The following is a 21,995-nucleotide window of genomic DNA, read 5'->3' as shown; positions in this document are numbered from 1 at the left end:
CAGCCTTGGACGACATCAGGCTGTTTATCGAAACCTGGCAGGCGCCGATCGGCCTGGCCATTCTGGGCCTGATGTTCGTCGGGTTCATCCTGGAACGCTTTCCCGCAGCGGTGGTCGCGATTCTGGGGGCCTGCGCCTTCCTGTTTCTCGGCATTATCGATTCCAAGCAGCTCTTTTCCGTCTTCTCGAACAGTGCGCCGATCACCATCGGGGCGATGTTCATCCTGTCGGGCGCGCTGCTGCGGACTGGCACCATCGATGCGATCGCCGGCGCGATCATCAATCGCGCGGCGCGGCATCCCCGGCTGGCGGTCGCCGAGATGTTCCTGGGCGTCTATGTCGCCTCTGCCTTCATGAACAACACGCCGGTGGTGGTGGTGATGATCCCGATCATCCTGCGCCTCGCCCAGGCGACGGGCTATTCGGCCAAGAAGCTGCTGATCCCGCTCAGCTTCATCTGTATCCTCGGCGGCACCACCACGCTGATCGGCACGTCGACCAACCTGATCGTCGATTCGGTCGCCAGGGCCAACGGCCAGCCGGCCTTCGGGATTTTCGAGATTACGCCTTATGGTCTGATCGCAGGCGTTGCCGGCATGATCATGCTGGCCGCATTCAGCAGCTGGCTGCTGCCCAAGGACGAGGCCGCGCCAGCAGGCAGTACCGGCAGCGACGAGGTGTTCGTTACCGAGCTCACAATCCGCAACGCCTCGACGTTGCGCGGCAAGACTCTGGGCGAGACGCCGATCGCAAAGCGCGCCAAGATTCAGGTGACCGCGATCAAGCGCGACGGGCGCTATATCCGCCACAATCTGACGAGCGAGATCCTGCAGCCTGACGATGTGGTCGTGATCCGCACCGACCTTCCCGAGCTGATGTCGCTGCGCAAGAGTCAGGACTTCAAGGTCGGCATCGTGCGCAAGGGCGATGTCGGTCCGATGGGCGAGGTGGTGGTCGAGGCGATGGTCGCGCCCAGCCATCCCAGCATAGGCAACCGGCTGTATGACATTCCGTTTCTGTCGCTGCTGAATGTCCGCATCCTGGGCCTCACGCGCTATCGCAACCTGCCGCGATCGGACCTGCCCAATGCCAAGATCCACGCCGCCGACAAGCTGGTGGTCACCGGCTCGAAGGCCGACATCGCGCGAATGTACGAAAACCCCAACCTGTTCGGCATCACCAATACCAGCGCGCGCGCCTTCCGTCGCGACAAGGCCCCGCTCGCCATCGGCGCGCTGGCAGCCGTCGTGATCCTGTCGGCACTCAACGTGCTGGCGATCGAGGTCGCAGCGATTCTTGCGGTCGGATTCATCCTTATCGCGCGCTGCATCGATGCCGAAGAAGCCTGGAGCTCGATCGACGGCAATGTCCTGGTGCTGATCTTCGGCATGCTGGCGGTCGGCCTGGCGTTGGAAGAGGCGGGCAGCGTCAAGATGGTGGTGAACGCCCTCGCGCCCTTCCTCGTCGAGGCGCCGGTCTGGGCGGTGGTCTTTGCGGTCTATGTCGTCTCGGTCCTGCTGACCGAGATCATCACCAACAATGCAGTGGCCATCCTGGTGACGCCGATCGTCATCAAGCTGGGTACCGATCTCGCCATCGACCCGCGCCCGCTGGTCATCGCGGTCATGTTCGCCGCGTCCGCGAGCTTTGCGACGCCCATCGGCTATCAGACCAACACCCTGGTCTATGCGGCGGGCAATTACCGCTTCACCGACTTCTTCAAGGCCGGCATTCCGCTCACCATCGGCGTCGGCCTGGCAACCTGTTTCGCGATCATTGCGTTGAACTGATGAAACCCGCCGCAATGCCCCTGTACGGTGGCATTTCGTCCTAGGCGGGCAACCGCATCCGGGGAACGCATCTTGGCCTTTTGGTTCCGCATTCCGCTTTGGCAGCGCGTGGTCGCCGCGCTCGCGCTCGGGATCGTCACGGGCCTGGTCTGGGGCGAAGGCGCGGCATCGATCAAATGGATCGGCGATCTGTTTATCCGCGCGATCAAGATGCTGGTCGTGCCGCTGATCTTCTTTTCGCTCGTCGCGGGGGTCGCCTCGATCGGCGATCTTCGCAAGCTCGGCGCGGTCGGCGGACGGGCGATGCTGCTGTTCCTGATCACCGGCCAGCTGGCTGCCGTTCTGGGGCTGACCATGGGGACGCTCGTCCAGCCGGGACGCGGTGTCGATGCTAGCCTGGCGGGGTCCGTGGAGGCCCCTCCACCGACCTCTGCCAGCGCAACCCAGACCATCCTGAAAATGGTGCCCGAAAATGTGGTCGAAGCGATGGCGACCACCGATGTCCTCGCGCTCATCGTGTTCTCGCTGCTTCTGGGGATCGGCATCCTGATGGCCAAGGAAGATGGGGTCCCGGTGGCACGCATCTTCGATTCGGGGGCGATCGTGATGCAGAAGGTCACGATGATCGTAATGGAGCTGACCCCGTTCGGTGTGTTCGCGCTGATGGCCTGGGTCGCCGGGACGTTCGGGTTTGAGGGGCTGGTCCCGCTCGCAAAGCTTGTGGCGCTGAATTACATCGGCTGCGCGATCATCATCCTGGTCTTCTATCCAGTGATGATCCGCCTCATCGCAAACCTGCCCGTGATCGACTTTTTTCGCGGTATGGTCGATGCGATCGCGGTCAGTTATTCCACCGCCTCATCCAACGCCACCTTGCCGGTGACGCTGCGCTGCACGCAGCGCAACCTCGGCGTATCCGCCAGCGTGTCGAGCTTTGTCGTTTCGCTGGGCGCGACGATCAACATGAACGGCACGGCCATGTATCTGTGTCTTGCCACCCTGTTCGGCGCACAGATCTTCGGCGTGGATCTGAGCTGGGGCGACTATGCAATGGTTGCTTTTACCTCCACCCTGGGCGCGGTAGGCGCAGCAGGCATTCCCGGGGCCGGCCTGATCATGATGGCCCTGGTCTTCGGCTCGGTCGGCGTCCCGCTGGAAACGATCGCGCTGGTGGCGGGGGTCGATCGCATCATGGACATGATCCGCACCACGACCAACATCACCGGCGACGCTGCGGTCGCAGTCACCGTGGCGTCCATGACCGGCGAACTGGACCGCGCCGAGATGATCTCGGCCGATGATGTTTGATCAGCCCTTCTTGGGCTGCTTGATCAGCTTGACGGGCGTGAACTGACCGAGGCCGCAACTGGCTCCGCGCTGGAGGCCGCCGCCGACATTCTGCAAGACGGTGATGATATCGACATTGCACAATTGGGTCAGCGAGGTCGAGTAGGTGAAGGACCGATCAAAACCCAGGTTGCCGCATTGCTGCGGCAGTTCGTTGCGATAGACCTTGCCGCCCGCCATCATGAAATCGATCGTCTGGTTGTCTCGCACCTGGCTGCCACGAATCTGCGCAATATTGATGCAGCTTACCGGCTCTCCGATCACTTCGGCCGGCGGCACGCGCGAAGGCTTGGCGGGTGCGTCATCGGCAAGGGCGAGCGACTGGAACGCGAACAGCGCAGCGCCGGTGGCAATGAGACCGGCAGCGATCAAGCGGCGGGGAGCGGGCATGGCGAATCCTTTCCGTGGCAGCACGGACCGGAGCATGCGCCGCTCAGCCTTGCATCGCGATGAACGGCGCAGCCGTCAGCCTGCAATCATCTCCGCCAGCACCGCCAAGCAGTCATGCGCCAGCAGCTTGGAGCGTTCGGGGCTCCAGGCCTGATCGGGGCATGGCAAATCGTCATTGTCCTTGAACGGCATTTCCAGCGTCATCGACACGCAGCCATGCGAAGGACCGAACCGCTCGGCCAGCTGGTTGGTCGACATAGACAGGTTCGCCCTGCCCGCGCCCGCCTTGGGATAGCCCTTGGCGGTCTGGAAATCGGGCGTGCGCTCGGCCAGCAGATCACGATAACGATTGTATCGCGCCCCCTGTTCGTCGGTCCAGGACGGGATGCCCTCGAACCCGGCGATGAACACGTGCGGGATGGCCTCGTCGCCATGCACGTCCATCGCCCAGTGCACGCCGGTCGCATCCATCGCGCCCAGCACGCAAAGCACTTCGGGGCTGCGCTCTGGCGACGGCTCGTGCCATTCGCGGTTAAGGTTCACGCCAGCCGCATTGGTGCGCAGATGCCCGCGCAGCGAGCCATCCGGGTTCATGTTGGGGACGACATGCAATGTGCACTTCTGGCGCAGCAGCCGCGCATGCGGATCGGCGGGATCAGTCAGCTTTTCCAGCGCACCTTCCATCCACCATTCAGCCATGGATTCGCCCGGATGCTGGCGCGCATAGAGCCAGACCTGGACCGGCCCCTCGCCCATGTCGAGGCAATCGATCGGCTGGCCGTCGAGGCTGAGGCCGAGCTCACGGTGCTGCACGCCCGGGCGGCTTGCCATTTCGGCGACCAGATCATGGTGCCGCTCCATCGAATAGGGCGCGAAATACGCGAACCAGGCGACGCCGGTGCCCATCTGATGACGGATCGTCAGCGCGCCCGCTGCTGCATCATAGCTGGTCTCGGCCCGGCCCCAATAGTCGCGGTCCTCGCTGACACAGGCGCGGTAGCCGGGCCAGCCATCGGGATAGGCCGATTCTCTGAGCCCCGTGATGACGAGCTCCAGATCGGTCCCCGGCTGCGCCGCGACGCGAAAGTGAAACCATTGAAAGAAGTCCGAATCCTTGTCCTTGCGGATGGCAAGTTCGGCGCGCCAGCTGCCATCGGGCAGCTGGGTCAGACCATGGTTGACGATGTTTCCGGAATCGAAAGCGGCGGTGATGCTGGGGATGAGTGCCTGAGTCATGGCACGCTGATAGTCGCTCCGGACTCACCGGGAAAGCCGGTAAACAATCCCTGTGCGAGTTTAGACGCATTCAGCTGCGTCTCAGCCATCGGCGAGCCTTCGCGCGCTTCGACACTGGCGCGGCCTTCCCACAGGATCGCGCCGTCGCCCGCGCGGATATTGGCGAACATCTCGGTCACCACCTCGCCCTTCGGACGCCCACCCAGGTTGATGCCTATTCCGACCCCGACACCCGAGCCGAAGCCGCCGGTGCCGCCGCCCACGCCCACCGTGACCGGACCGCGGTCATCGCCGACGGGGGAGAGCACCGAACGTTCGATCCGCACGGTTGCAGTCTGGATGTCGGCACCATCGCGCGCGCCGACCGGCAGCACTTGATAGCCGATCCGTTCGAGCTCGCGCTCCACGGCGGTGGCATAGCTGCGATATTCGAGCGCGTTGCTGTCCATGCCCTCACCAGCGACCACACGAATCGGGCCGCGTCCAAGTTCGCTGGCGCGATCGGGCGAAACGAAGCGGACAGCCTCTACCGGCCCGGCTGGCGACACGCAGCCGCTCAACCCTGCGGCCATGGCGAAGGCAACGCACAGCACCGCCATGTTAGATCTGCGAAGAAAAGCCATGATATTTGCGCCCTTTCCCGGTCTCGGCCTTGCGGGCCTGCCCGTTCGATGCCTAACCCGTTTCGCCATGAATGGCCAATGAAGCGGCCAAAAAATTGCCTGTCGCCGCCGCGCCGATGCTTGACTTTGTGCGCCCCTCCACGTATCCGCGCCGCTTTCCGGCATGGATGTTCCGGCCCGGCTATTGCGCATCTGCGCTTGGCCACGGACGCCATGACCCCAATCCGATTTCAATCAAGGGCCCACGTCATGAAGATTCGCAATTCGCTGAAGTCGCTCAAGGATCGTCATCGCGACAACCGCGTGATCCGTCGTCGCGGCCGCACCTATGTGATCAACAAGACCAACCGTCGCTTCAAGGCCCGCCAGGGCTGATCGGCCCGACGCGCCGTCAACTGGCGCGCCGGACAAGGTTTGGAATGGAGTAAGGGCTCCGGCATGGTCCGGGGCCTTTTGCTTGCGTGCCTGAGGGGGGCGATATGCAGCCGGTTGATGCCATTATCTTCGATGTCGGCAATGTCCTCTACCAATGGGATATTCGCACACTCTACGCCAAGCTGATCGACGATCCGGCTGAGCTCGACCATTTTCTTGCCAATGTGCTGACCATCGATTGGCATTCGCAGCACGACGCGGGCCGATTGCTCGACGAGATGGTTGCCGAGCTTGTTGCCGAGCACCCCGAGCATGCCGAGCTGATCGGCCATTATGTCCCGCGCTGGCTGGAAACGATCCCGGGGCCGGTGCCGGGCATGCTGGACCTCGCAGAAAAACTCGCGCTGCTCGGCTATCCGATTTTCGGCATCACCAATTTCGGCGTCGAGTTCTGGGACATGTTCCGCCCCACCGCGCCGGTCTTCGACCTGTTCCGCGACATTGTCGTGTCGGGGGCGGAGAAGCTGGTAAAGCCCGACCCCGCGATCTACCGCCTCGCCATCGACCGCTTCGACATCGATCCATCGCGCGCGCTGTTCATCGACGACCGCGCGGACAATATCGAAAGCGCCGTTTCGTGCGGGCTGCAGGGTCATGTCTTCCGCGACCATGCCACGCTCGAGGCAGAACTGATTGCGCGCGGCGTGCTGGAGAATGCCGCTACTTGAACCCGACGATCTGTGGTATTTGATTATTCATGGAGATGTCGATCCGCGAAGCCAAGGCCCGTTTCTCTGAGGCTATTGACGCCGTGATGCGCGGTGAGAAAGTCGTCATTACCGACGATGGCAAGCCGGTGGCCGAAATGAATCCACCAAAAACGGTGAAGGGCGGTATCGATTGGGCAGCCGGCGAAGCCTATCGCAAAGCCCATGGCCTGGACAAATTTGAAGGCCAAGATCTTTGGCCCCCGGAGTTTGACGACCCCGCATTCAGCCGCAAAGTGCTGGGTCTTGAGGATTGAGATTACTACTCGACACCCATTTCGTGATCTGGCTGGCAACCAATCAAGCTGCCATCAGGCCAAGTGAGTGGCGCGCTTTGAATGACTCCTCAAACCACGTCGTGGCGTCGACGATCTCAATCTGGGAAGTCCGTGTGAAATGGAACGCTCTCCATGCGTCAGGTGGTCGCAAGGGTGCTCTCGATCCACTTCTGGCCACAAGCTACCTTGGATCGATTGGCATGGAAATTATCGCATTGGACACCGACACGGCCGCCGCCCCGCTCATCATCTCCATCGCGCACAAGGACCCGTTTGATGAGCTGCTGCTGGTCCAGGCGCAGCAAAGCGGCGCGCGGCTGCTGACGCGTGACCGCACCCTGCTTAGCCATCCGCTAGCCTATCAGCCCTTGTAGCCTTTCAGCTCCTCGCCGGTCAGCGTGACGATGTGCAGCACGTTGGTCGATCCCGGTGTTCCGAACGGCACCCCCGCCAGCGCGATGATGCGGCCGCCGGCCTCGCCGAAGTGATGGCGCAGCGCCATGCGCTTGCCCTTGCCGATCATCTCCTCGAAACTGCCAATATCGCGCGTCACCACCGGATAGGCACCCCAGAGCAGGCCGACGCGCCGCGCGGTCTCGCGCGAGGGGGTGAGCACCATCACCGGCACCGCCGGTCGCTCGCGCGAGACCCGCCGCGCGGTCGATCCCGACAGGGTGAAGCATACGATCGCGCTCACCCTCACGGTATTGGCAATCTCGCTGCACGCCGCCGACAGCGCGTCCGCCGTGGTCGCATCGGGCAAGGTCTCGATGAAATGCACGCGCGCGGCATAGCCGGGGTCGCTCTCCACCTGTGTCGCGATCCGGTCCATCATGCCGACGGCGAGTTCGGGCCATTCGCCCGCCGCGGTTTCCGCCGAAAGCATCACAGCATCGGCGCCGTCATAGACCGCATTGGCGACGTCGGACACCTCGGCACGGGTCGGCGACGGGCTGGTGATCATCGATTCGAGCATCTGCGTCGCGACGACCACCGGCTTGCCCGAGCGGCGTGCGGTCTCTACGATGCGCTTCTGCATCACGGGCACCTCTTCGGGCGCCATTTCGACGCCCAGATCGCCGCGCGCGACCATCACCGCGTCGGACAGCTCGATGATGGCATCAAGCGAGGCCAGCGCGGCGGGCTTCTCGATCTTGGCGATCAGCGCCGCGCGTCCGCCGATCAGGCTGCGCGCCTCGGCGACGTCATCGGGCCGCTGGACGAAGCTCAAGGCGATCCAGTCCGCGCCCATGTCGAGCGCGAAGGCGAGATCCCGCCGGTCCTTCTCGGTCAGCGCGGCCATCGGCACCAGACTGTCGGGCACGTTCAGTCCCTTGCGATCGGAAATGAACCCACCGACCTCGACCGAGCATAGTATCTCGGCATCGCCGGGGCGCAGTACGCGCAGCACCATCTTGCCATCGTCGATCAGCAGCCGCTGGCCCTTGTCGAGCGCGGCGAAAATCTCCTTGTGCGGCAGATAGGCGCGCTGGTCGTTGCCGGGTTCGGGGTTCGAATCGAGCGTGAAATGCTGGCCGTGCTTCAGGAACGCCTTGCCGCCCTCGAACGTGCCGACGCGCAGCTTGGGGCCCTGAAGATCGCACAATATCGTGATCGGCCGCTGCAGCCGGGTTTCGATCTGGCGGATGGCGTTGATGGTTGCGGCGTGCGTCGCATGCTCGCCATGGCTCATGTTGACGCGAAAGGCATCGGCTCCGGCGCGGAACAGCTTTTCGATCATCTCGGGGCTGTTGCTGGCAGGGCCTAGCGTCGCCAGAATCTTGACCTTGCGGCTGCGCTTGGCGATAGTCTTGCTCATAATCTTCCCTTGAACTGGTCGAAGCCGCGAACGTTTGCACGTCTTCACGGCGCACTCGGCTCCTGCTTAGGGCAGAGCGCCGCCAATCGCAAAACCGAACTGGAAAAAATGCCATGACCGATGCCGTCCCCGCCCCGCCCGCCGAAGTCGATATCCCCGATGACGTTGCTGCCGTAGCGTTCCGGCGACTTGTCGCGCATCTGCGTCATCGCCACGATGCCGAGAATATCGACCTGATGGGGCTTGCCGGTTTCTGCCGCAACTGCCTTGCCGACTGGGTGATGGAAGCCGGCGGCGCGCCCGACCGCGATGCCGCGCGTAAGCTGATCTACGGCATGGACTTTGCCACCTGGAAATCGCGCTATCAGGGCGAGGCGACCGACGAGCAACTCGCCCGGATGAAGGAAAGCGTGGCGAAGAACGCTCACCCCCATTAAGGGGGCGCTCCGATTGATTCCGCGCCGGGATTCGCCCGGTGCTCCCAACCCTTGTTGAAAGACCCTTGCGATGAGCGAAACCATCTCCGCCGACGACCAGCTGCGCCTTTTCATCGAACGCATCGAGCGCCTTGAGGAAGAGCGCAAGGGCGTCGCAGACGACATCCGCGATACCTATAACGAGGCCAAGTCGCAGGGCTATGACGCCAAGATCATGCGTCAGATCGTCCGCCTGCGGAAGATGGAGCCGCACGATCGCCAGGAAATGGAAGCCATCCTGGACACCTACAAGGCGGCCCTCGGCCTCGGCTGATCGCGCGATGGCGGCGTTCGACATCCGCGACGGTCACCCCGACGACGGAGCTGCGCTCGCCGCCATCTACGCCCCCCATGTCGAAAACAGCTGGGTGAGCTTCGAGACCGAAGCGCCCGATTCCAACGAAATGGCGCGGCGGATCACCGATTACGGCCAGTCGCATGCCTGGCTGGTGGCCGAACGGGGCGGCGACATTCTGGGCTATGCCTATGCCAGCCCGCATCGCTCCCGCGCCGCCTATGCGACATCCGCCGATATCGCTATCTATATTGCCGATCATGCAAGGGGCCAAGGCGTGGGCCGCGCGCTCTACACCGCGCTGTTCGACCGGCTGCGCGCGCAATCGATCCACGCCGTGTTTGCCGGGATCGCCCTGCCCAACCCCGCCAGCATCGCGCTGCACGAAGCCATGGGCATGGTGCCGGTCGGCATCTATCGCGAGGTCGGGTGGAAGCTGGGCGGCTGGCGCGATGTCGGCTGGTGGCAGCGGTTGCTTTGATCGCCCCCGCTGGTGTAAGGGCGCGCACCAGATACAGTTTCCAACCGATGAGACAGGCAGAACCCCGCCATGGCAGGCCATAGTAAATTCAAGAACATCATGCATCGCAAGGGCGCGCAGGACAAGAAGCGCTCGGCCATGTTTTCCAAGCTCAGCCGCGAAATCACCGTCGCGGCCAAGATGGGCCTGCCCGATCCCGACATGAACCCGCGCCTGCGCCTCGCGGTCAACGCCGCCAAGGCCCAGTCGATGCCCAAGGACAATATCCAGCGCGCGATCGACAAGGCGTCTGCTGCGGGTGGCGAGGATTACGAGGAAATCCGCTATGAGGGCTATGGCCCGGGCGGCATCGCGCTGATCGTCGAGGCGCTGACCGACAACCGCAACCGCACCGCGACCAACGTCCGCACCGCGTTCAGCAAGAATGGCGGCAACCTGGGCGCATCGGGCGCGGTGAGCCACGGCTTCGACCGCATGGGCCTGATCACCTATCCAGCGAGCGCTGGCGACGAGGAAAAGGTGCTCGAAGCCGCGATGGAAGCCGGTGCAGAGGACATCGAATCGACCGAGGACGGCCACGACATCTGGACCAGCATGGAAGACCTGCACGCGGTCGCGGGAGCGCTCGAAAAAACCCTGGGCGAAGCCGAGAGCGTCAAGCTCGCCTGGCGCCCGCAGGTCAAAGTCGATGTCGCCGAAGCTGATGCCCAGTCGCTGTTCAAGCTGATCGACGCGCTCGACGATGACGACGACGTTCAGACCGTCTGGGGCAATTACGAAGTGTCGGACGCAGTGATGGAGAAGCTGGGTTGATGGATGGCAAAGCGCCCTCCCCTGAAGGGGAGGGGCTTTAAATCATGACCATCATCCTCGGCATCGACCCTGGCCTTGGCACCACTGGTTGGGGCGTCATCCGCTATCAGGGCAATCGCCTCAGCCATATCGCCAACGGACAGATCAGGACCAACGCCAAGGCCCCCCTGCCCTCGCGGCTGCTCGAACTCGACACTGCGATAGCCGTGATCGTCACCGATTACAGACCCGATGCGGCGGCGATCGAGGAAATCTACGTCAACAAGAACCCGCAGACGACGCTCAAGCTGGTCCAGGCGCGCGGTGGACTGCTGCTCAGCCTGGCGCGTGCCGGGCTCAGCGTCGGCGAATATGCGCCGCGCCTCATCAAGAAAGCCATTGTCGGCACTGGCGCGGCGGAAAAGGTCCAGATCAACGCGATGGTCCAGCGGCTGTTGCCCGGAGTACAGATTGCTGGCCCCGATGCGGCAGACGCACTCGCCGTCGCGATCACCCATGCGCATCTGGCGGCGTTCGACAAACTGCGCTAACCCAATCCTCTCCCTTGATGGGAGAGGATAACGAAGCTTGCCGCGCATGCGGCTAGCGCAGCTTGGAGAGGGTGGAGCGCCCCTCACCCAGCTCCGACTAGGACGCAAGCGCCCAAGTCTGCGCAACCCTCTCCCGCAGAGGGGAGAGGGAATGAAGCAGAATGATCGCCAAGCTTACAGGACTATTGGACAGCACCGCACATGACCATGCGGTGATCGACGTCGGCGGCGTCGGCTATCTGGTGTTTGCCTCCTCGCGCACGCTCTCCAACCTCGGCGCGCGGGGCGACAAGGTGGTCCTGCACACCGAGATGCAGGTGAGCGAGACCGACATGCGGCTGATCGGCTTTGCCTCGGCCAGCGAGCGCGATGGTTTCCGGTTGCTCACCAGCGTGCAGGGCGTGGGATCGAAGGTCGCGCTCGCCATCCTTTCCGCGCTGACGCCCGAGGAACTCGCGCGCGCCGTCGCGCAGAGCGACAAGGCGATGATCGCGCGCGCGCAAGGTGTGGGCCCCAAGCTGGCGATCCGCATCTGCAACGAGCTGAAGGACAAGATGGGCGTGATCGCGCTCGGCCCCGGCGGCGCGAGCGCGCCCGTGCCGGTCGGCAGCCACGCGGCAGATGCGGTCTCCGCGCTGCAGAACCTCGGCTTCAAGCCCGCCGAAGCCGCCCGCGCAGTGGCCGAAGCAGAGGGAGAACTGGGCGATGGCGCGAGCCTGGATGCACTGGTGCGACTGGCGCTGAAGAAGGCGGCGCGGTAACGCGGCGTTGCTGGACTTGACCCCACGTTCCGCTATAATTTCATCCATGACCGAATTGACCATCTCGGTACCGCCCGCGCTCAAGCAGTGGATCGACGAGCGTGTCGCGCAGGGGCTCTATGCCGATGCGAATGATTTCTTGCGCGCACTGCTGCGACGGGACCAGGAGCAGGCGGCGGAGGACGAAGCCTGGCTGAAAGCGATGATCGACGAGGGGTTGGCCTCGAAGGTTCTTGACGAGGAGCCGGAGGAGGTGGTTGATACGATCATCGCTGAAGACCCTGATCTTGCGTGACGAAATTACGCATCGCCGCCGCTGCTCGGGATGATCTGAGAGACATTCGCGTCTACAGCAAATCCGTCTTCGGTGCTGCAAAAGCGCGCGAATACCTGCTGGGCCTGCGGACCTGCTTCACCCGGTTGCGAGACAGGCCGATGACGGGCGTAGCCGAAAAGCGACTGGGTTCCAGTATGCGCAGTTTCAGCTACAAGACGCACCGAATCTATTTCCAGAGCGTGGATGGCGAGGTGCTGATCGTTCGCATTCTGCACCATGCTCGCAATGTGCCGAGCACAATGACGCCGGATCCATGACCACAGACCGCCTCCTCTCCCCCGACCGCATCCCTGAAGATCAGGACGCAGCGCTGCGTCCCAAGACGCTGGCCGAATTCATCGGCCAGGCGGCGGCGCGCGATAACCTGCGCGTGTTCATCGAGGCGGCGCGGGGGCGGTCCGAGGCGCTCGATCATGTGCTGCTGTTCGGCCCGCCGGGGCTCGGCAAGACCACGCTGGCGCAGATCATCGCGCGCGAAATGGGCGTCGGCTTTCGCGCGACATCCGGTCCGGTGATCGCCAAGTCGGGCGATCTGGCGGCGCTGCTGACCAACCTCGAAGAAGGCGATGTGCTGTTCATCGACGAGATCCACCGGCTCAATCCGGTGGTCGAGGAGGTGCTCTATCCGGCGATGGAGGACCGCGCGCTTGACCTCATCATCGGCGAAGGCCCAAGCGCGCGTAGTGTGCGCATTGATCTGCCCGCCTTCACCCTGATTGGCGCGACCACGCGTCAGGGCCTGCTGACCACTCCATTGCGCGATCGCTTCGGTATCCCGGTGCGCCTCAATTTCTATACCGTGGAAGAGCTGGAACTGGTCGTCAGCCGCGCCGCGCGCCTGCTGGGCCTGTCGATCGCCAGGGATGGCGCGACCGAGATCGCCAGGCGCGCGCGCGGCACCCCACGTGTCGCTGGACGCCTGCTGCGCCGGGTGCGCGATTTTGCCAATGTCGCAGGGCACGCCACGGTCAACGCCGCCGCCGCCGATGCCGCACTCACCCGGCTGGAGGTCGACAGCCTGGGCCTGGATGCGATGGACCGGCGTTACCTGATGATGATCGCGGATATCTATCGCGGCGGCCCTGTCGGCGTCGAGACGCTGGCGGCGGGGCTGTCCGAACCGCGCGACACGATCGAGGACGTGATCGAACCCTATCTGATCCAGCTCGGCCTGATCGCACGTACCGCGCGCGGACGTTGCCTCAATGCGCGCGGCTGGAAGCATCTGGGGCTCAATCCACCCGAGGGATCGCAGGAAGGCCTGTTCGACCTCTGAGTCTTACTCGGCGGGAACCGTCACGCCGCTGCCGACGCGCCGCGCGGTGCGATTGCGGCGGAACCAGAAGCTCCACACCGCAAGCGAGCCCAGCAGGCTGAGCGCCAGCCCGACCAGCGTCATGACAAGCTTGTATGCCATTCCGCCCACCTTGGCGGCGTGCAGCGGATAGAAGGTGTTGAAAGCCTGTGCCGCACCGGGGAGCTTCAACGCATCGCGCGCCTCGATCAGACGCCCCGTGCCGGGCGCAAACCACAGGGTCGTGCGGCCATTGGGCAACCATTCTTCCGGCTGCTTCATGCGCAAGGTGATCGGCTTGCCCGCCTCTTTCGGCAGGCTGAGGATGCGGATCTCCGCATCGGGGTAGAGCCTGCGCGCCGTCCCGATCATTGCGGCCCAATCAGGCTTTTCGGCGAGCGCGCCCATCTTGGCCTCGGGCGCCTTGAAGGATGCCTCTATGGTCGCAGGCGCCGATGGCCCCAGTACCAGCGCAGTGACCGGGCGGAAGACCATCGTCGTACCGGTGAACATCACCAGCGCGAGCAGTGGTGCGAACACGATGCCGAGATCGCGATGATGGCGCAGGATGGCGGGGCGGCTCAGTCGCCTCGGGATCAGGCGGAATTCGAAGGTCCGCCGCGTGCGCCACCACAGGATCGCACCGCTGATCACGAAGAACAGCCCGCACAGCCCGGCAGACGCAGCGACGATCTCGCCGGTCTCGCCCGCAAGCAGATGATGGTGCAGATCGAACAGGAACAGCTCGGGCCGCTCCCATGCATCGTCCCAGCGCGTGACGATATTGCCCGCCTGGTCGGCATAAGCCCCCGCCTCCTTGCCGAAGGATAGCCGGTTGAGCCCGAAACTGTCCGTGGCGAAGCTGATCGCGCTCGGCCGCGCTACCGGATCGGCCATCATCTGCTCGGTCGCCGCGATGATCGCGGGCGTCGCCTGCATTTGCGCATCATCGGTATGCGGCAGCATCACCCAGGCGTCGCGATGGATCAGCACCGTCCCGCTCAACCCTAGCACCAGTAGCACCAGGCCGATCAGCCCGCCCGTCCAGCGGTGGAGAAGGTCGAGCAGCTTCATCAGAAGCGCATGTCCCAGGCCAGCGTCATCGTGCGCCCGCGCCCCGCGAAGAAGGACAGGTTGTCCGTCGGTAACCGAACGTCGCTGTTATAGTCGATATACTGGCGGTTGAAGATGTTCTGCGCGCTGAGGATGATGCGCCCCGGCCCGACATCATAGCCCAGATAGGCGTCAGTCAGCGTGTAACCGCCGAAGTCGTTGCGCGGATCGCGGACCAGACCGCCGAAGGTGCGCGAAAAATAGACCTGGGTCTGAACGCGCGCCGACACCCTGCCCCGGTCAAAACTGGCAGCGAGATTGAGCCTGTCGGGCGAGATGTTGGTGCCATCAAGATCGGTATCGACCCGGTCGTCGCCATTGGTGTCGGTGCGCCCCAGGATATGCGCATAGCCGGCGGAGACGCGCAGCCCGTCGATTGGCAGCTGTACCCCCAGATTGACCTCAAGGCCTTCGATCTCGATCCGCTGGCGCTGGACGTCGAAAATGCCGTCAGGCCGCGCCACCAGCAACTGACCGCGCGTGCTCGACGACCAGAAATAGGTAACGCTGGCATCGAGCGGCCCGCGCTTCACCTCGGCACCGATCTCGCGGTTGTTCGAGATGATCGGGCTGATGTCGAGGAAATTGTCGAGATCCACCCCGAGGGTGCCGATGGCACGGGTGATGCGGCCGACATCGGGCACGGTGAAGCCCTCGGCATAGCTGGCATAAAGGCGGATGCCTTGAGCCGGTTCGATGATCACGCCGCCGTTGAACAGCACATCGTCGAACTTGGGGCTGCCGCCGCTCACCAGCACCCCGCCGCGTGGCGTCGTGGTGGTCGCAAGCGTGGTATAGTCGTCTATCTTGATCTCGACATTTTCCCAGCGCGCGCCGCCGGCTAGCCGCAGCAATCCGTCGAACAGCTTGAGGTTTGCCTGGGCGAAGGGTGCAAGGCTGCGGAAATCGGTGGGCGGCACCCAGATACGGTCGGTGGCGATCAGCCGCTGCTCGGTCTTGTCGAACAAGGCGTCGAAACCGACGATTGCGGTCAGATCCTCGAACCCTGGAATGGCGCGTTCATAGCTGATCTTGCCGCCCAGCTTGCGCGAGCGGTTCTGCGACTGGTCGAACAATGTGCCCACCGGGGCGATGCGGACATCCTGGAAGGTCGCGATCGGGCCGAGTTCGCCGCCGAACGTGTCGCGGGTCCGGTTGAAGAAGATCTGGCTGACAAGATTGCCGCCGCCAAGATCGGTATCGGTGAGCGACAGCGCGAGGCTCTCCGTCCGGTTGGCGGCAGGCTTGCCCGGGGGCGTGCCCTTGACCGCGCTGGTCGGCAGCCCGGTCAGTCGGTTGCCCGCGACCGCAACATATTCGCCATCGCCCTTGAGCTCGTAGCGGCTCGCCATGAGGTCAATCCGGGCGGTCGAGGACAGAGCATAGCCGAAGCGTCCGAACAGCGAGAGGGCGTCCGACGTCTGGGTTTCCCCCTGGGTCAGATTGATACCGACATTGCGGCCACGCGCATCGTAGAACACGCCGCGCCGCTCATAGGAAGCCCCCACCGTCGCATCGAACCGGTCGGCCTTGTACTGGAGAAGGCCCGCTGCCTTGGCACCAAATCCGTCCGAACGGAAATCATTGTCGGCGGTACCTTGAAGCAGAACGCGGCCCGACAGCCCTTCCTGCCTCGGCGCACCGACGGTGACCTGGTTGACAATACCGCCGGTGCCACCGATGCCCTGCAGCGCGTTGGAGCCGTAGATCAGTTCGACCTGCTCGATGAAGAAGCCGTCGATGGTGAACCCGTCGCGGCTACCGTCGCGCAGCGGCGTCGACTGCGGAATGCCGTTGATCGCATAAAGCGGCGAGCGCCCGCGCAGCGTCTCCCCTGCCCCCGAGAGCTTGCCGCGGGTCGGAGAGAAGGACGGGGTCAGGGTGGCCACTGAATCGGTGACGGAGCCCGACAAGATAATCTGCTGATCGAGCGCCTGCTTGTCAATGATATCGATTGTCAAAGGCAGCGCACTGGGCGGCAGGACAGTGCGTGCAGCGGTAACGACAATCTCGGATTCGTCCCTGGGCGCCTCGGCGGAGGCATCTGCAGCCGCAGCATTGTCCTGCGCCAGCGCCGGAACCGACGTCATGGTCGCCAACAGCACGGGAATCACTCGAGAAAATTTCATCACTCACCCCTTTTCTGGGGGAGCCTGTATCAATGCTCAGGCGCTATTGCAACCAATTTGCATTAGCTGGCATTCGGACCAAAGCCTGCCTAGCGAGACACCCAAACAAAAAGGGGCGGGTCTTGCGACCCACCCCCATTTGTTTGGTACTGAACCCGGACGGGATCAGAAGCGCAGGCGAGCCGCCACCGCATAACGACGACCCAGAGCGTCATAGGTCGACGGGAAGGTGTTGCCCGAGTTGAATGCGGTGGTACCCGCATTGTTACCCGTAAGCGGCGGATCCTTGTCGAACAGGTTCTGGACCGACAGCGTGAAGGTCAGCGATTCGGTGGCATTGAAGCGTGCCGACAGATCGAAATAGTCGTACGCCTTGATACGACCGAAGTTGACCGTGCGGCCACCCACGCCCGGAACGTTCGCGCCCAGCGTACCGCTGAAGAACGGACCGGAGTCGATCACGTCCAGCGGTTCCTGCTCGAACGAGGAAAGGTGGCGCCACAGCAGCGACACGTCGACATCCTTGAACGTCAGGGTGGTGCGCTGCGACCACTGGAAGTCGGGCTGCAGCGATCCGCAGTTCGCGCTGATATAACCGACACAGTCACGGTTCACAGACAGCGGGCTCGCCACGAAGGCGTTGAACCGCGACTGGAACGTGTAGTTACCAACGAACGACAAGGCCAGACCGATATCGTCAGTCAGGTCGGTCGCATAGTTGATCGAAACGTCGATACCGTCGGTTTCCAGGCTACCACCGTTCGACAGCGTCGAAGGCAGACCAGTGCTCGTGTTCGGGTCACCACTCAAGCCGCCGGTGATCGGGTCACGGCGAATCGAGGTACAAGCGATCGAGGTCGAAGCGCCGGCCGCCGGGTTGAAGATACCGTTATTGCCTACGCCAAAGCATGCGCCGATAACGTCAGCCGGAGTCGGTGCCGTGATCGCCTGCTTTACCTTGATGTTGTAATAGTCAACCGATGCCGAGAAGCCCGGCAGGAACGACGGCTGCAGCACAACGCCGATCGTGTAGCTGTCCGACTTTTCAGGACGAATGCCGAGGTTACCACCACCGGTCGACAGAACCTGACCCGAGATCGGCTCAGGAATGCTCTGGATGTTACCGGCATTTGCGCCCTGCGCCAGACAGACTGCCAGCAGTTCGCCCGTCAGCGGCGGACGGAGCGTAGTACCGTTGGTCCGCTGCGTTGCGCAGGGATCGACGCCGAGGTTGGTCAGGCCGGTATTTACCGGGCTGAACAGCTCGGAGATGTTCGGGGCGCGAACCGCACGAGCATAGTTGCCGCGGATCGAGACGCCCTGGACAGGCTCCCAAGTACCACCGACCTTGTAGGTCGTGGCGGTATAGCCGGGGCTTCCGGCCGCATCGACGGCGTAGTCCGAATAACGGAAACCGCCTTCGACAGTCAGGCTCTGGAAGAACGGACGGTCCGATACGATCGGAACGATGACTTCAGCAATAGCTTCGTAAACATCATAGCCACCGCTGATGTTCGGGGTTGCGCCGCCGGCACCACCGAGGTCACCCGACTGCGCCAGCGTATCGGCACCCTGCGAGGCGCGATACTTGCGATATTCACCACCGACAGCGAAAGAAATCGGCTCGGCTGCCCAGGGGCTGGTCACGCCGAAGTCACCGCTGATCGTTGCGCGAGCCTGAGCCAGCGACGTACGAACGAACGACGAGCTTTCCTGAACTAGGAAGTTAACTGCTTCGGGCGAAATCGTTCCAAAGAAGTTGGCCGGAACGCATCCGTTGGCCGCATTCTGACAGACGACATTGCCAGCCGCGTCGCGAGTGGTCAGCAGCGACTGGCGAACGCGCGAGTTCGTGAAATAGCCCTTGATCGTCTGGCGATTTTCACTCTCGCCATAGGCACCGAAGACATCCCAGTCGATGGTATCGGTGATAGCACCACGCGCACCCAGCTTGTAATCGAACAGGGTGGTTGCGAAGTTCGAGATACGCGGACCGGCTTCGACCGAGCGACGGAACAGAGCGGTCTGCGGGTTGTTGAAGTAACCTTCACCAGCCGCGATCACGCCGTTGCCGTTCACGTCGAACGGAACGAACGTATTGTTCCGACCGATTTCACGATAGGCGGCCGAACCCGGCAGCGCCGTAGCAGCCGCGTCGCACTCAGCCTGAGTGAAGCGCGGGGTATAGACGGTAGCGCTTGGATTAACGTCGAAAGCGCAGAACTGGTTACGCGCAGCCGCAGGCAGGAACGGATTGTTCAGGCTGAGGTTGACGGCGATACCGAAGGCACCCGACGGAGCGATGATGGTGTCGACAGTGTTCTTCGAGAACATGCCGCGCGTATACACTTCCACCGAATCGCTGACTTCGTATTTCGCTGCACCAAAGATGTTGAAGCGCTCAAACGGAGTCTGGAAGATATTGAACGGATTGAAGTTGAAGGTCGAGAATGTCGGAACAAACTGACCAGCAGCATTGATCTGATCGGTACCACCATTTGCAGTGCCAGCCAGGTTACGGACGCCCGAGAAGCGCGACGGGAACGCAGTGCCCGAACCGAGCTGCGCACCTGAGAAGGTTTCCAATGTATCGAGCGAAACGTCGCGCGCACCCTGATAGACCGGGTCCGACTGCTGATAGCCTACGCTGAACACCGCGTTACCGCGACCATCGTCGAAATTCGCGCCCATGGTGACGTCAGCGCGGAAGGTGTGACCGTCACCACGCTCGGTGATCTGCGAGCCGACATTAGCCTCCAGGCCAGCAAAGTCCTGACGGGTCACGAAGTTGACCACACCCGAAATAGCGTCTGCACCATAAGTGGTGGACGCACCACCGGTGAGCACTTCGACGCGCTCAACCAAGGCCAGGGGAATGTTGTTCAAGTCGAACACGCCCGCGAGACCCGCAGGAACGATGCGCGTGCCGTCGAGCAGCACAATGTTGCGGTTCGTGCCCAGACCGCGCAGGTTGACGAACGACGCACCACCGTTGCCGTTGTTCACCGCAGAGCCGATCGAGGGAACAACGCCCGGGATTTCGCGGAGGATTTCTTCGGCGACGTTCGACTGGAGAAGTTCGATTTCATCGGAGCTGGTTACGTTGACCGGAGCCGAACGCTCAAGATTTGGGTTCGAAATCAGCGAACCGGTGACAACGATAGTCGAATCACCGCTGGATGCCTGGTCCTGCTCCTGATCCTGGTCCTGCGCGTACGCAGGCGTTGCCAGCGCCGCCGCACCAACCAGCAGGCTGGTGCCAAGCAAGCTTAGCTTAAATTGCGTTTTCATGTGGTATTCCCCTTGATCGCCTCACCTGGCAGGCTTGGCTAAACCCAGTTCTGAAAGGTCTCTTTGGCCTTCCATTGGGCGGGTGTAGGCCAAGTCCGAAAAAGAGCGCAACCGCGATGCACGGATTTTCAACGCTTTTCCGCCGCGTGTAGCATAATAGTCACACCGGTTTCATTGCGGTGCAGCATCATGTCGCAAAGGGGGCGGGTCGCACTGCACCGCCGATACCATGCAAGGTTGAAAGCATTTCCCACAGTGGCCACGCTTGGTTTATGCCGGTTGCAACACGCATGAGGAAAGAGCGAACAATGAAGCAAGGATATAAAATCATCACCTTCGGCCTGGTCTGCGCATCGCTGCTGGCGACGCCGGTCGCGGCACAGGAGCGCAAGAAATCGCCCCCGCCTCCCACGCCCGAACTGTTCGAGGCGCTGGAAGCCTGCCGCGATATTGCTGACAATGCGCAGCGCCTCGCCTGTTTCGATGGCACATCGGCGAAGCTGTCCGCAGCAGTGGACTCCAAGCAGATCGTCGTGATCGAGGAAAAGGAGGTCAAGAAGACCAAGCGCTCACTGTTCGGTTTCCGCTTGCCCGATCTTTCGATCTTCGGCGGTAATGACGAGGACACAGAGGAGGAGAAGACCCTCAGCACGACGATCAAGACATTGCGCAAGGCCGAGGGCGGCCGCTGGAACATCGGTATTCCCGAAGGCGCAGTCTGGCAGACCACCGAAGGCGCCAGCTTCATCCCCCAGATCGGCGATGCGCTGGAGATCAAGGCCGGCGTAATGGGCGGATATTTCGTGAAGGTGCGCAACAAGCGCGCTTTGCGCGCCAAGCGGGTTGAGTGACCTGACCGACATCATCCGGAACGAAAAAGGCCGCGCCTCCGGAGAGGCGCGGCCTTTGTCATAATAACGATCTGCGCGATCGCCCATGCGGGCAATCGCGCAGGCCAAAAGCCATCAGAACTTGGCTTCCGCTCCGACATAGAAGAAGCGGCCGATATTGTTGTAGATGCCCGAACCGGCACCGGTGCCATCCAGGCCCAGAGGCGGCTGACGGTCGGTGATGTTGTCGATACCGCCGTAGAAGCGGAACCGCTCATCCACATCCAGACCGGCGCGGATATTGTGGTAGACCACGCGCGGATAGAAGTCGCGAGGGAACGCATCCGGATTTTCCGGCGGACGACCCTGAACCGAACGAACGGCCTCGATCTGCGCGGTGATCGCCATCCTGTCGATAAACTGCATGCGATAGCCGATATCGAACTTGCCGAAGTCCATGTCGACGTTGAAGTTCGCCGCCCAGCGTGGGTCACCCAGCTCGAGCAGCTGCTGGTCGATAAATTCAGGACGGTTGATGTCGGTGAAGTTATCGCGGCGGATGACATAGGTCACGACCGCCCGCAGGTTCAGGCGAATGTCGCCATCGGTTGCCGTGTAGCTGATATCGGCATCAACACCCTCGGCAATCTGCTTGGCGAAGTTGAACGGCCCCGACAGGAAGGACGCATCGTTGGGACCAACGTCGTAGTTGACGGTGCCGCCGCCGACATTGCGATTCTGCTGGCCGCGGAACGTGCCGTCAGGACGACGGAAGACGGCTGCGCAGAACGGGTTGTTGATGCCGCCCGGGGCGTCATAGCACTGGTTGATGATTGTCTGCGGCGCGAGGGAGAAGATCACGTTGTCGATGGTGATGTCATAATAGATCCTATGCAGGCCGGATCGGCTATGCCGTTGTTCCGTCAAACCTCACGGAGAACGCTACATGGAGAACTCGTCGTCATATTACTGCCCCAAGACTTCTGTCATTGTCAGCGTTGAGCTCAGCAAGCGCAACTG

Annotated in this window: 24 protein-coding genes; 16 read left to right on the top strand and 8 right to left on the bottom strand. The window is 62.7% G+C overall.

Annotated elements, in window-relative coordinates; translation table 11 throughout:
* Positions 1-5 precede the first annotated feature (5 nt).
* Together AX725_RS09305 and AX725_RS09300 are read left to right on the top strand one after the other, a co-directional pair.
* Complete coding sequence (locus AX725_RS09305; RefSeq protein WP_060977064.1) at positions 6-1,790, top strand: SLC13 family permease; 1,785 nt, start codon at positions 6-8, stop codon at positions 1,788-1,790.
* A gap of 69 nt (positions 1,791-1,859) precedes the next feature.
* Positions 1,860-3,098 carry a dicarboxylate/amino acid:cation symporter gene (locus tag AX725_RS09300; protein ID WP_060977075.1) on the top strand — a complete coding sequence of 413 codons (1,239 nt, stop codon included), beginning with the start codon at positions 1,860-1,862 and terminating at the stop codon, positions 3,096-3,098.
* Here the strand turns inward: AX725_RS09300 and AX725_RS09295 are convergent, their stop codons facing one another.
* The 3 genes from AX725_RS09295 to AX725_RS09285 all read right to left on the bottom strand — a co-directional run bounded on the left by AX725_RS09295 (position 3,099) and on the right by AX725_RS09285 (position 5,386).
* Positions 3,099-3,527, bottom strand: a complete 429-nt coding sequence (locus AX725_RS09295; RefSeq protein WP_060977063.1) for a hypothetical protein — start codon at positions 3,525-3,527, stop codon at positions 3,099-3,101. It abuts the gene before it with no gap.
* A gap of 75 nt (positions 3,528-3,602) precedes the next feature.
* Positions 3,603-4,763 carry a M14 family metallopeptidase gene (locus AX725_RS09290; protein WP_060977062.1) on the bottom strand — a complete coding sequence of 387 codons (1,161 nt, stop codon included), beginning with the start codon at positions 4,761-4,763 and terminating at the stop codon, positions 3,603-3,605.
* Positions 4,760-5,386 carry a hypothetical protein gene (locus tag AX725_RS09285; RefSeq protein WP_082730820.1) on the bottom strand — a complete coding sequence of 209 codons (627 nt, stop codon included), beginning with the start codon at positions 5,384-5,386 and terminating at the stop codon, positions 4,760-4,762. Before AX725_RS09285 ends, AX725_RS09290 begins: the two co-directional genes overlap by 4 nt.
* Before the next feature lie 249 nt (positions 5,387-5,635).
* Between AX725_RS09285 and ykgO the strand changes: the two genes are divergently transcribed.
* From ykgO to AX725_RS20505, 4 genes are all read left to right on the top strand, one after another.
* Positions 5,636-5,761 (top strand): type B 50S ribosomal protein L36, encoded by a 126-nt coding sequence (ykgO, locus tag AX725_RS09280; RefSeq protein WP_003046794.1) that lies wholly within the window; start codon positions 5,636-5,638, stop codon positions 5,759-5,761.
* 104 nt (positions 5,762-5,865) lie between these two features.
* Positions 5,866-6,489: an HAD family hydrolase gene (locus tag AX725_RS09275; RefSeq protein ID WP_060977060.1), complete on the top strand. Its 624-nt coding sequence runs from the start codon at positions 5,866-5,868 to the stop codon at positions 6,487-6,489.
* A 29-nt stretch (positions 6,490-6,518) separates the two neighbouring features.
* Positions 6,519-6,785 (top strand): type II toxin-antitoxin system Phd/YefM family antitoxin, encoded by a 267-nt coding sequence (locus tag AX725_RS09270; protein WP_060977059.1) that lies wholly within the window; start codon positions 6,519-6,521, stop codon positions 6,783-6,785.
* The gene (locus AX725_RS20505; protein WP_081096882.1) at positions 6,782-7,180 is read left to right on the top strand and encodes a type II toxin-antitoxin system VapC family toxin; all 399 of its coding nucleotides are present in this window, start codon (positions 6,782-6,784) and stop codon (positions 7,178-7,180) included. Before AX725_RS09270 ends, AX725_RS20505 begins: the two co-directional genes overlap by 4 nt.
* On the opposite strand, the gene pyk is transcribed toward AX725_RS20505, so the two are convergent.
* Positions 7,168-8,625: a pyruvate kinase gene (gene pyk / locus AX725_RS09265; RefSeq protein WP_060977058.1), complete on the bottom strand. Its 1,458-nt coding sequence runs from the start codon at positions 8,623-8,625 to the stop codon at positions 7,168-7,170. The genes AX725_RS20505 and pyk overlap by 13 nt on opposite strands.
* Before the next feature lie 113 nt (positions 8,626-8,738).
* Between pyk and AX725_RS09260 the strand changes: the two genes are divergently transcribed.
* From AX725_RS09260 to ruvB, 9 genes are all read left to right on the top strand, one after another.
* Positions 8,739-9,062, top strand: a complete 324-nt coding sequence (locus AX725_RS09260; protein ID WP_060977057.1) for a DUF1244 domain-containing protein — start codon at positions 8,739-8,741, stop codon at positions 9,060-9,062.
* Between the two features lie 70 nt (positions 9,063-9,132).
* A complete protein-coding gene (locus AX725_RS09255) occupies positions 9,133-9,375 on the top strand; it encodes a DUF2312 domain-containing protein (protein WP_060977056.1) in 243 nt (80 codons plus the stop codon).
* 7 nt (positions 9,376-9,382) lie between these two features.
* Positions 9,383-9,877 (top strand): arsinothricin resistance N-acetyltransferase ArsN1 family B, encoded by a 495-nt coding sequence (locus AX725_RS09250; protein ID WP_060977055.1) that lies wholly within the window; start codon positions 9,383-9,385, stop codon positions 9,875-9,877.
* 69 nt (positions 9,878-9,946) lie between these two features.
* Entirely contained in the window at positions 9,947-10,690 is a 744-nt protein-coding gene (locus tag AX725_RS09245) for a YebC/PmpR family DNA-binding transcriptional regulator (protein ID WP_060977054.1), read from the top strand.
* Positions 10,691-10,734: 44 nt separating this feature from the next.
* Entirely contained in the window at positions 10,735-11,220 is a 486-nt protein-coding gene (ruvC, locus tag AX725_RS09240; RefSeq protein ID WP_060977053.1) for a crossover junction endodeoxyribonuclease RuvC, read from the top strand.
* 161 nt (positions 11,221-11,381) lie between these two features.
* Positions 11,382-11,981 (top strand): Holliday junction branch migration protein RuvA, encoded by a 600-nt coding sequence (gene ruvA, locus AX725_RS09235; protein ID WP_060977052.1) that lies wholly within the window; start codon positions 11,382-11,384, stop codon positions 11,979-11,981.
* A gap of 46 nt (positions 11,982-12,027) precedes the next feature.
* Entirely contained in the window at positions 12,028-12,276 is a 249-nt protein-coding gene (locus tag AX725_RS09230; protein WP_060977051.1) for a type II toxin-antitoxin system ParD family antitoxin, read from the top strand.
* A complete protein-coding gene (locus AX725_RS20500; RefSeq protein ID WP_066044237.1) occupies positions 12,273-12,575 on the top strand; it encodes a type II toxin-antitoxin system RelE/ParE family toxin in 303 nt (100 codons plus the stop codon). The genes AX725_RS09230 and AX725_RS20500 overlap by 4 nt, the downstream gene beginning before the upstream one ends.
* Positions 12,572-13,594 carry a Holliday junction branch migration DNA helicase RuvB gene (gene ruvB / locus AX725_RS09225; protein ID WP_060977050.1) on the top strand — a complete coding sequence of 341 codons (1,023 nt, stop codon included), beginning with the start codon at positions 12,572-12,574 and terminating at the stop codon, positions 13,592-13,594. Before AX725_RS20500 ends, ruvB begins: the two co-directional genes overlap by 4 nt.
* Positions 13,595-13,597: 3 nt before the next feature.
* On the opposite strand, the gene AX725_RS09220 is transcribed toward ruvB, so the two are convergent.
* The 3 genes from AX725_RS09220 to AX725_RS09210 form a co-directional block, all read right to left on the bottom strand.
* Positions 13,598-14,686: a PepSY-associated TM helix domain-containing protein gene (locus AX725_RS09220; protein WP_060977049.1), complete on the bottom strand. Its 1,089-nt coding sequence runs from the start codon at positions 14,684-14,686 to the stop codon at positions 13,598-13,600.
* Positions 14,686-16,854 carry a TonB-dependent receptor gene (locus AX725_RS09215; protein ID WP_156442099.1) on the bottom strand — a complete coding sequence of 723 codons (2,169 nt, stop codon included), beginning with the start codon at positions 16,852-16,854 and terminating at the stop codon, positions 14,686-14,688. Before AX725_RS09215 ends, AX725_RS09220 begins: the two co-directional genes overlap by 1 nt.
* Positions 16,855-17,019: 165 nt before the next feature.
* On the bottom strand, positions 17,020-20,145 hold the full coding sequence (locus AX725_RS09210) for a TonB-dependent receptor domain-containing protein (protein ID WP_060977047.1): 3,126 nt from the start codon (positions 20,143-20,145) through the stop codon (positions 17,020-17,022).
* Between the two features lie 308 nt (positions 20,146-20,453).
* Between AX725_RS09210 and AX725_RS09205 the strand changes: the two genes are divergently transcribed.
* Positions 20,454-20,996 (top strand): hypothetical protein, encoded by a 543-nt coding sequence (locus AX725_RS09205; protein WP_060977046.1) that lies wholly within the window; start codon positions 20,454-20,456, stop codon positions 20,994-20,996.
* 114 nt (positions 20,997-21,110) lie between these two features.
* Here AX725_RS09205 and AX725_RS09200 read toward each other — a convergent pair whose 3' ends face one another.
* Positions 21,111-21,902: a TonB-dependent receptor domain-containing protein gene (locus tag AX725_RS09200; protein ID WP_066119123.1), complete on the bottom strand. Its 792-nt coding sequence runs from the start codon at positions 21,900-21,902 to the stop codon at positions 21,111-21,113.
* Between the last annotated feature and the right edge of the window lie 93 nt (positions 21,903-21,995).

Source organism: Blastomonas sp. CCH9-A1, from assembly GCF_001557175.1.
Taxonomy (GTDB): Bacteria; Pseudomonadota; Alphaproteobacteria; order Sphingomonadales; family Sphingomonadaceae; genus Blastomonas; species Blastomonas delafieldii_A.
This window is presented reverse-complemented; position numbering and strand designations above follow the sequence as displayed.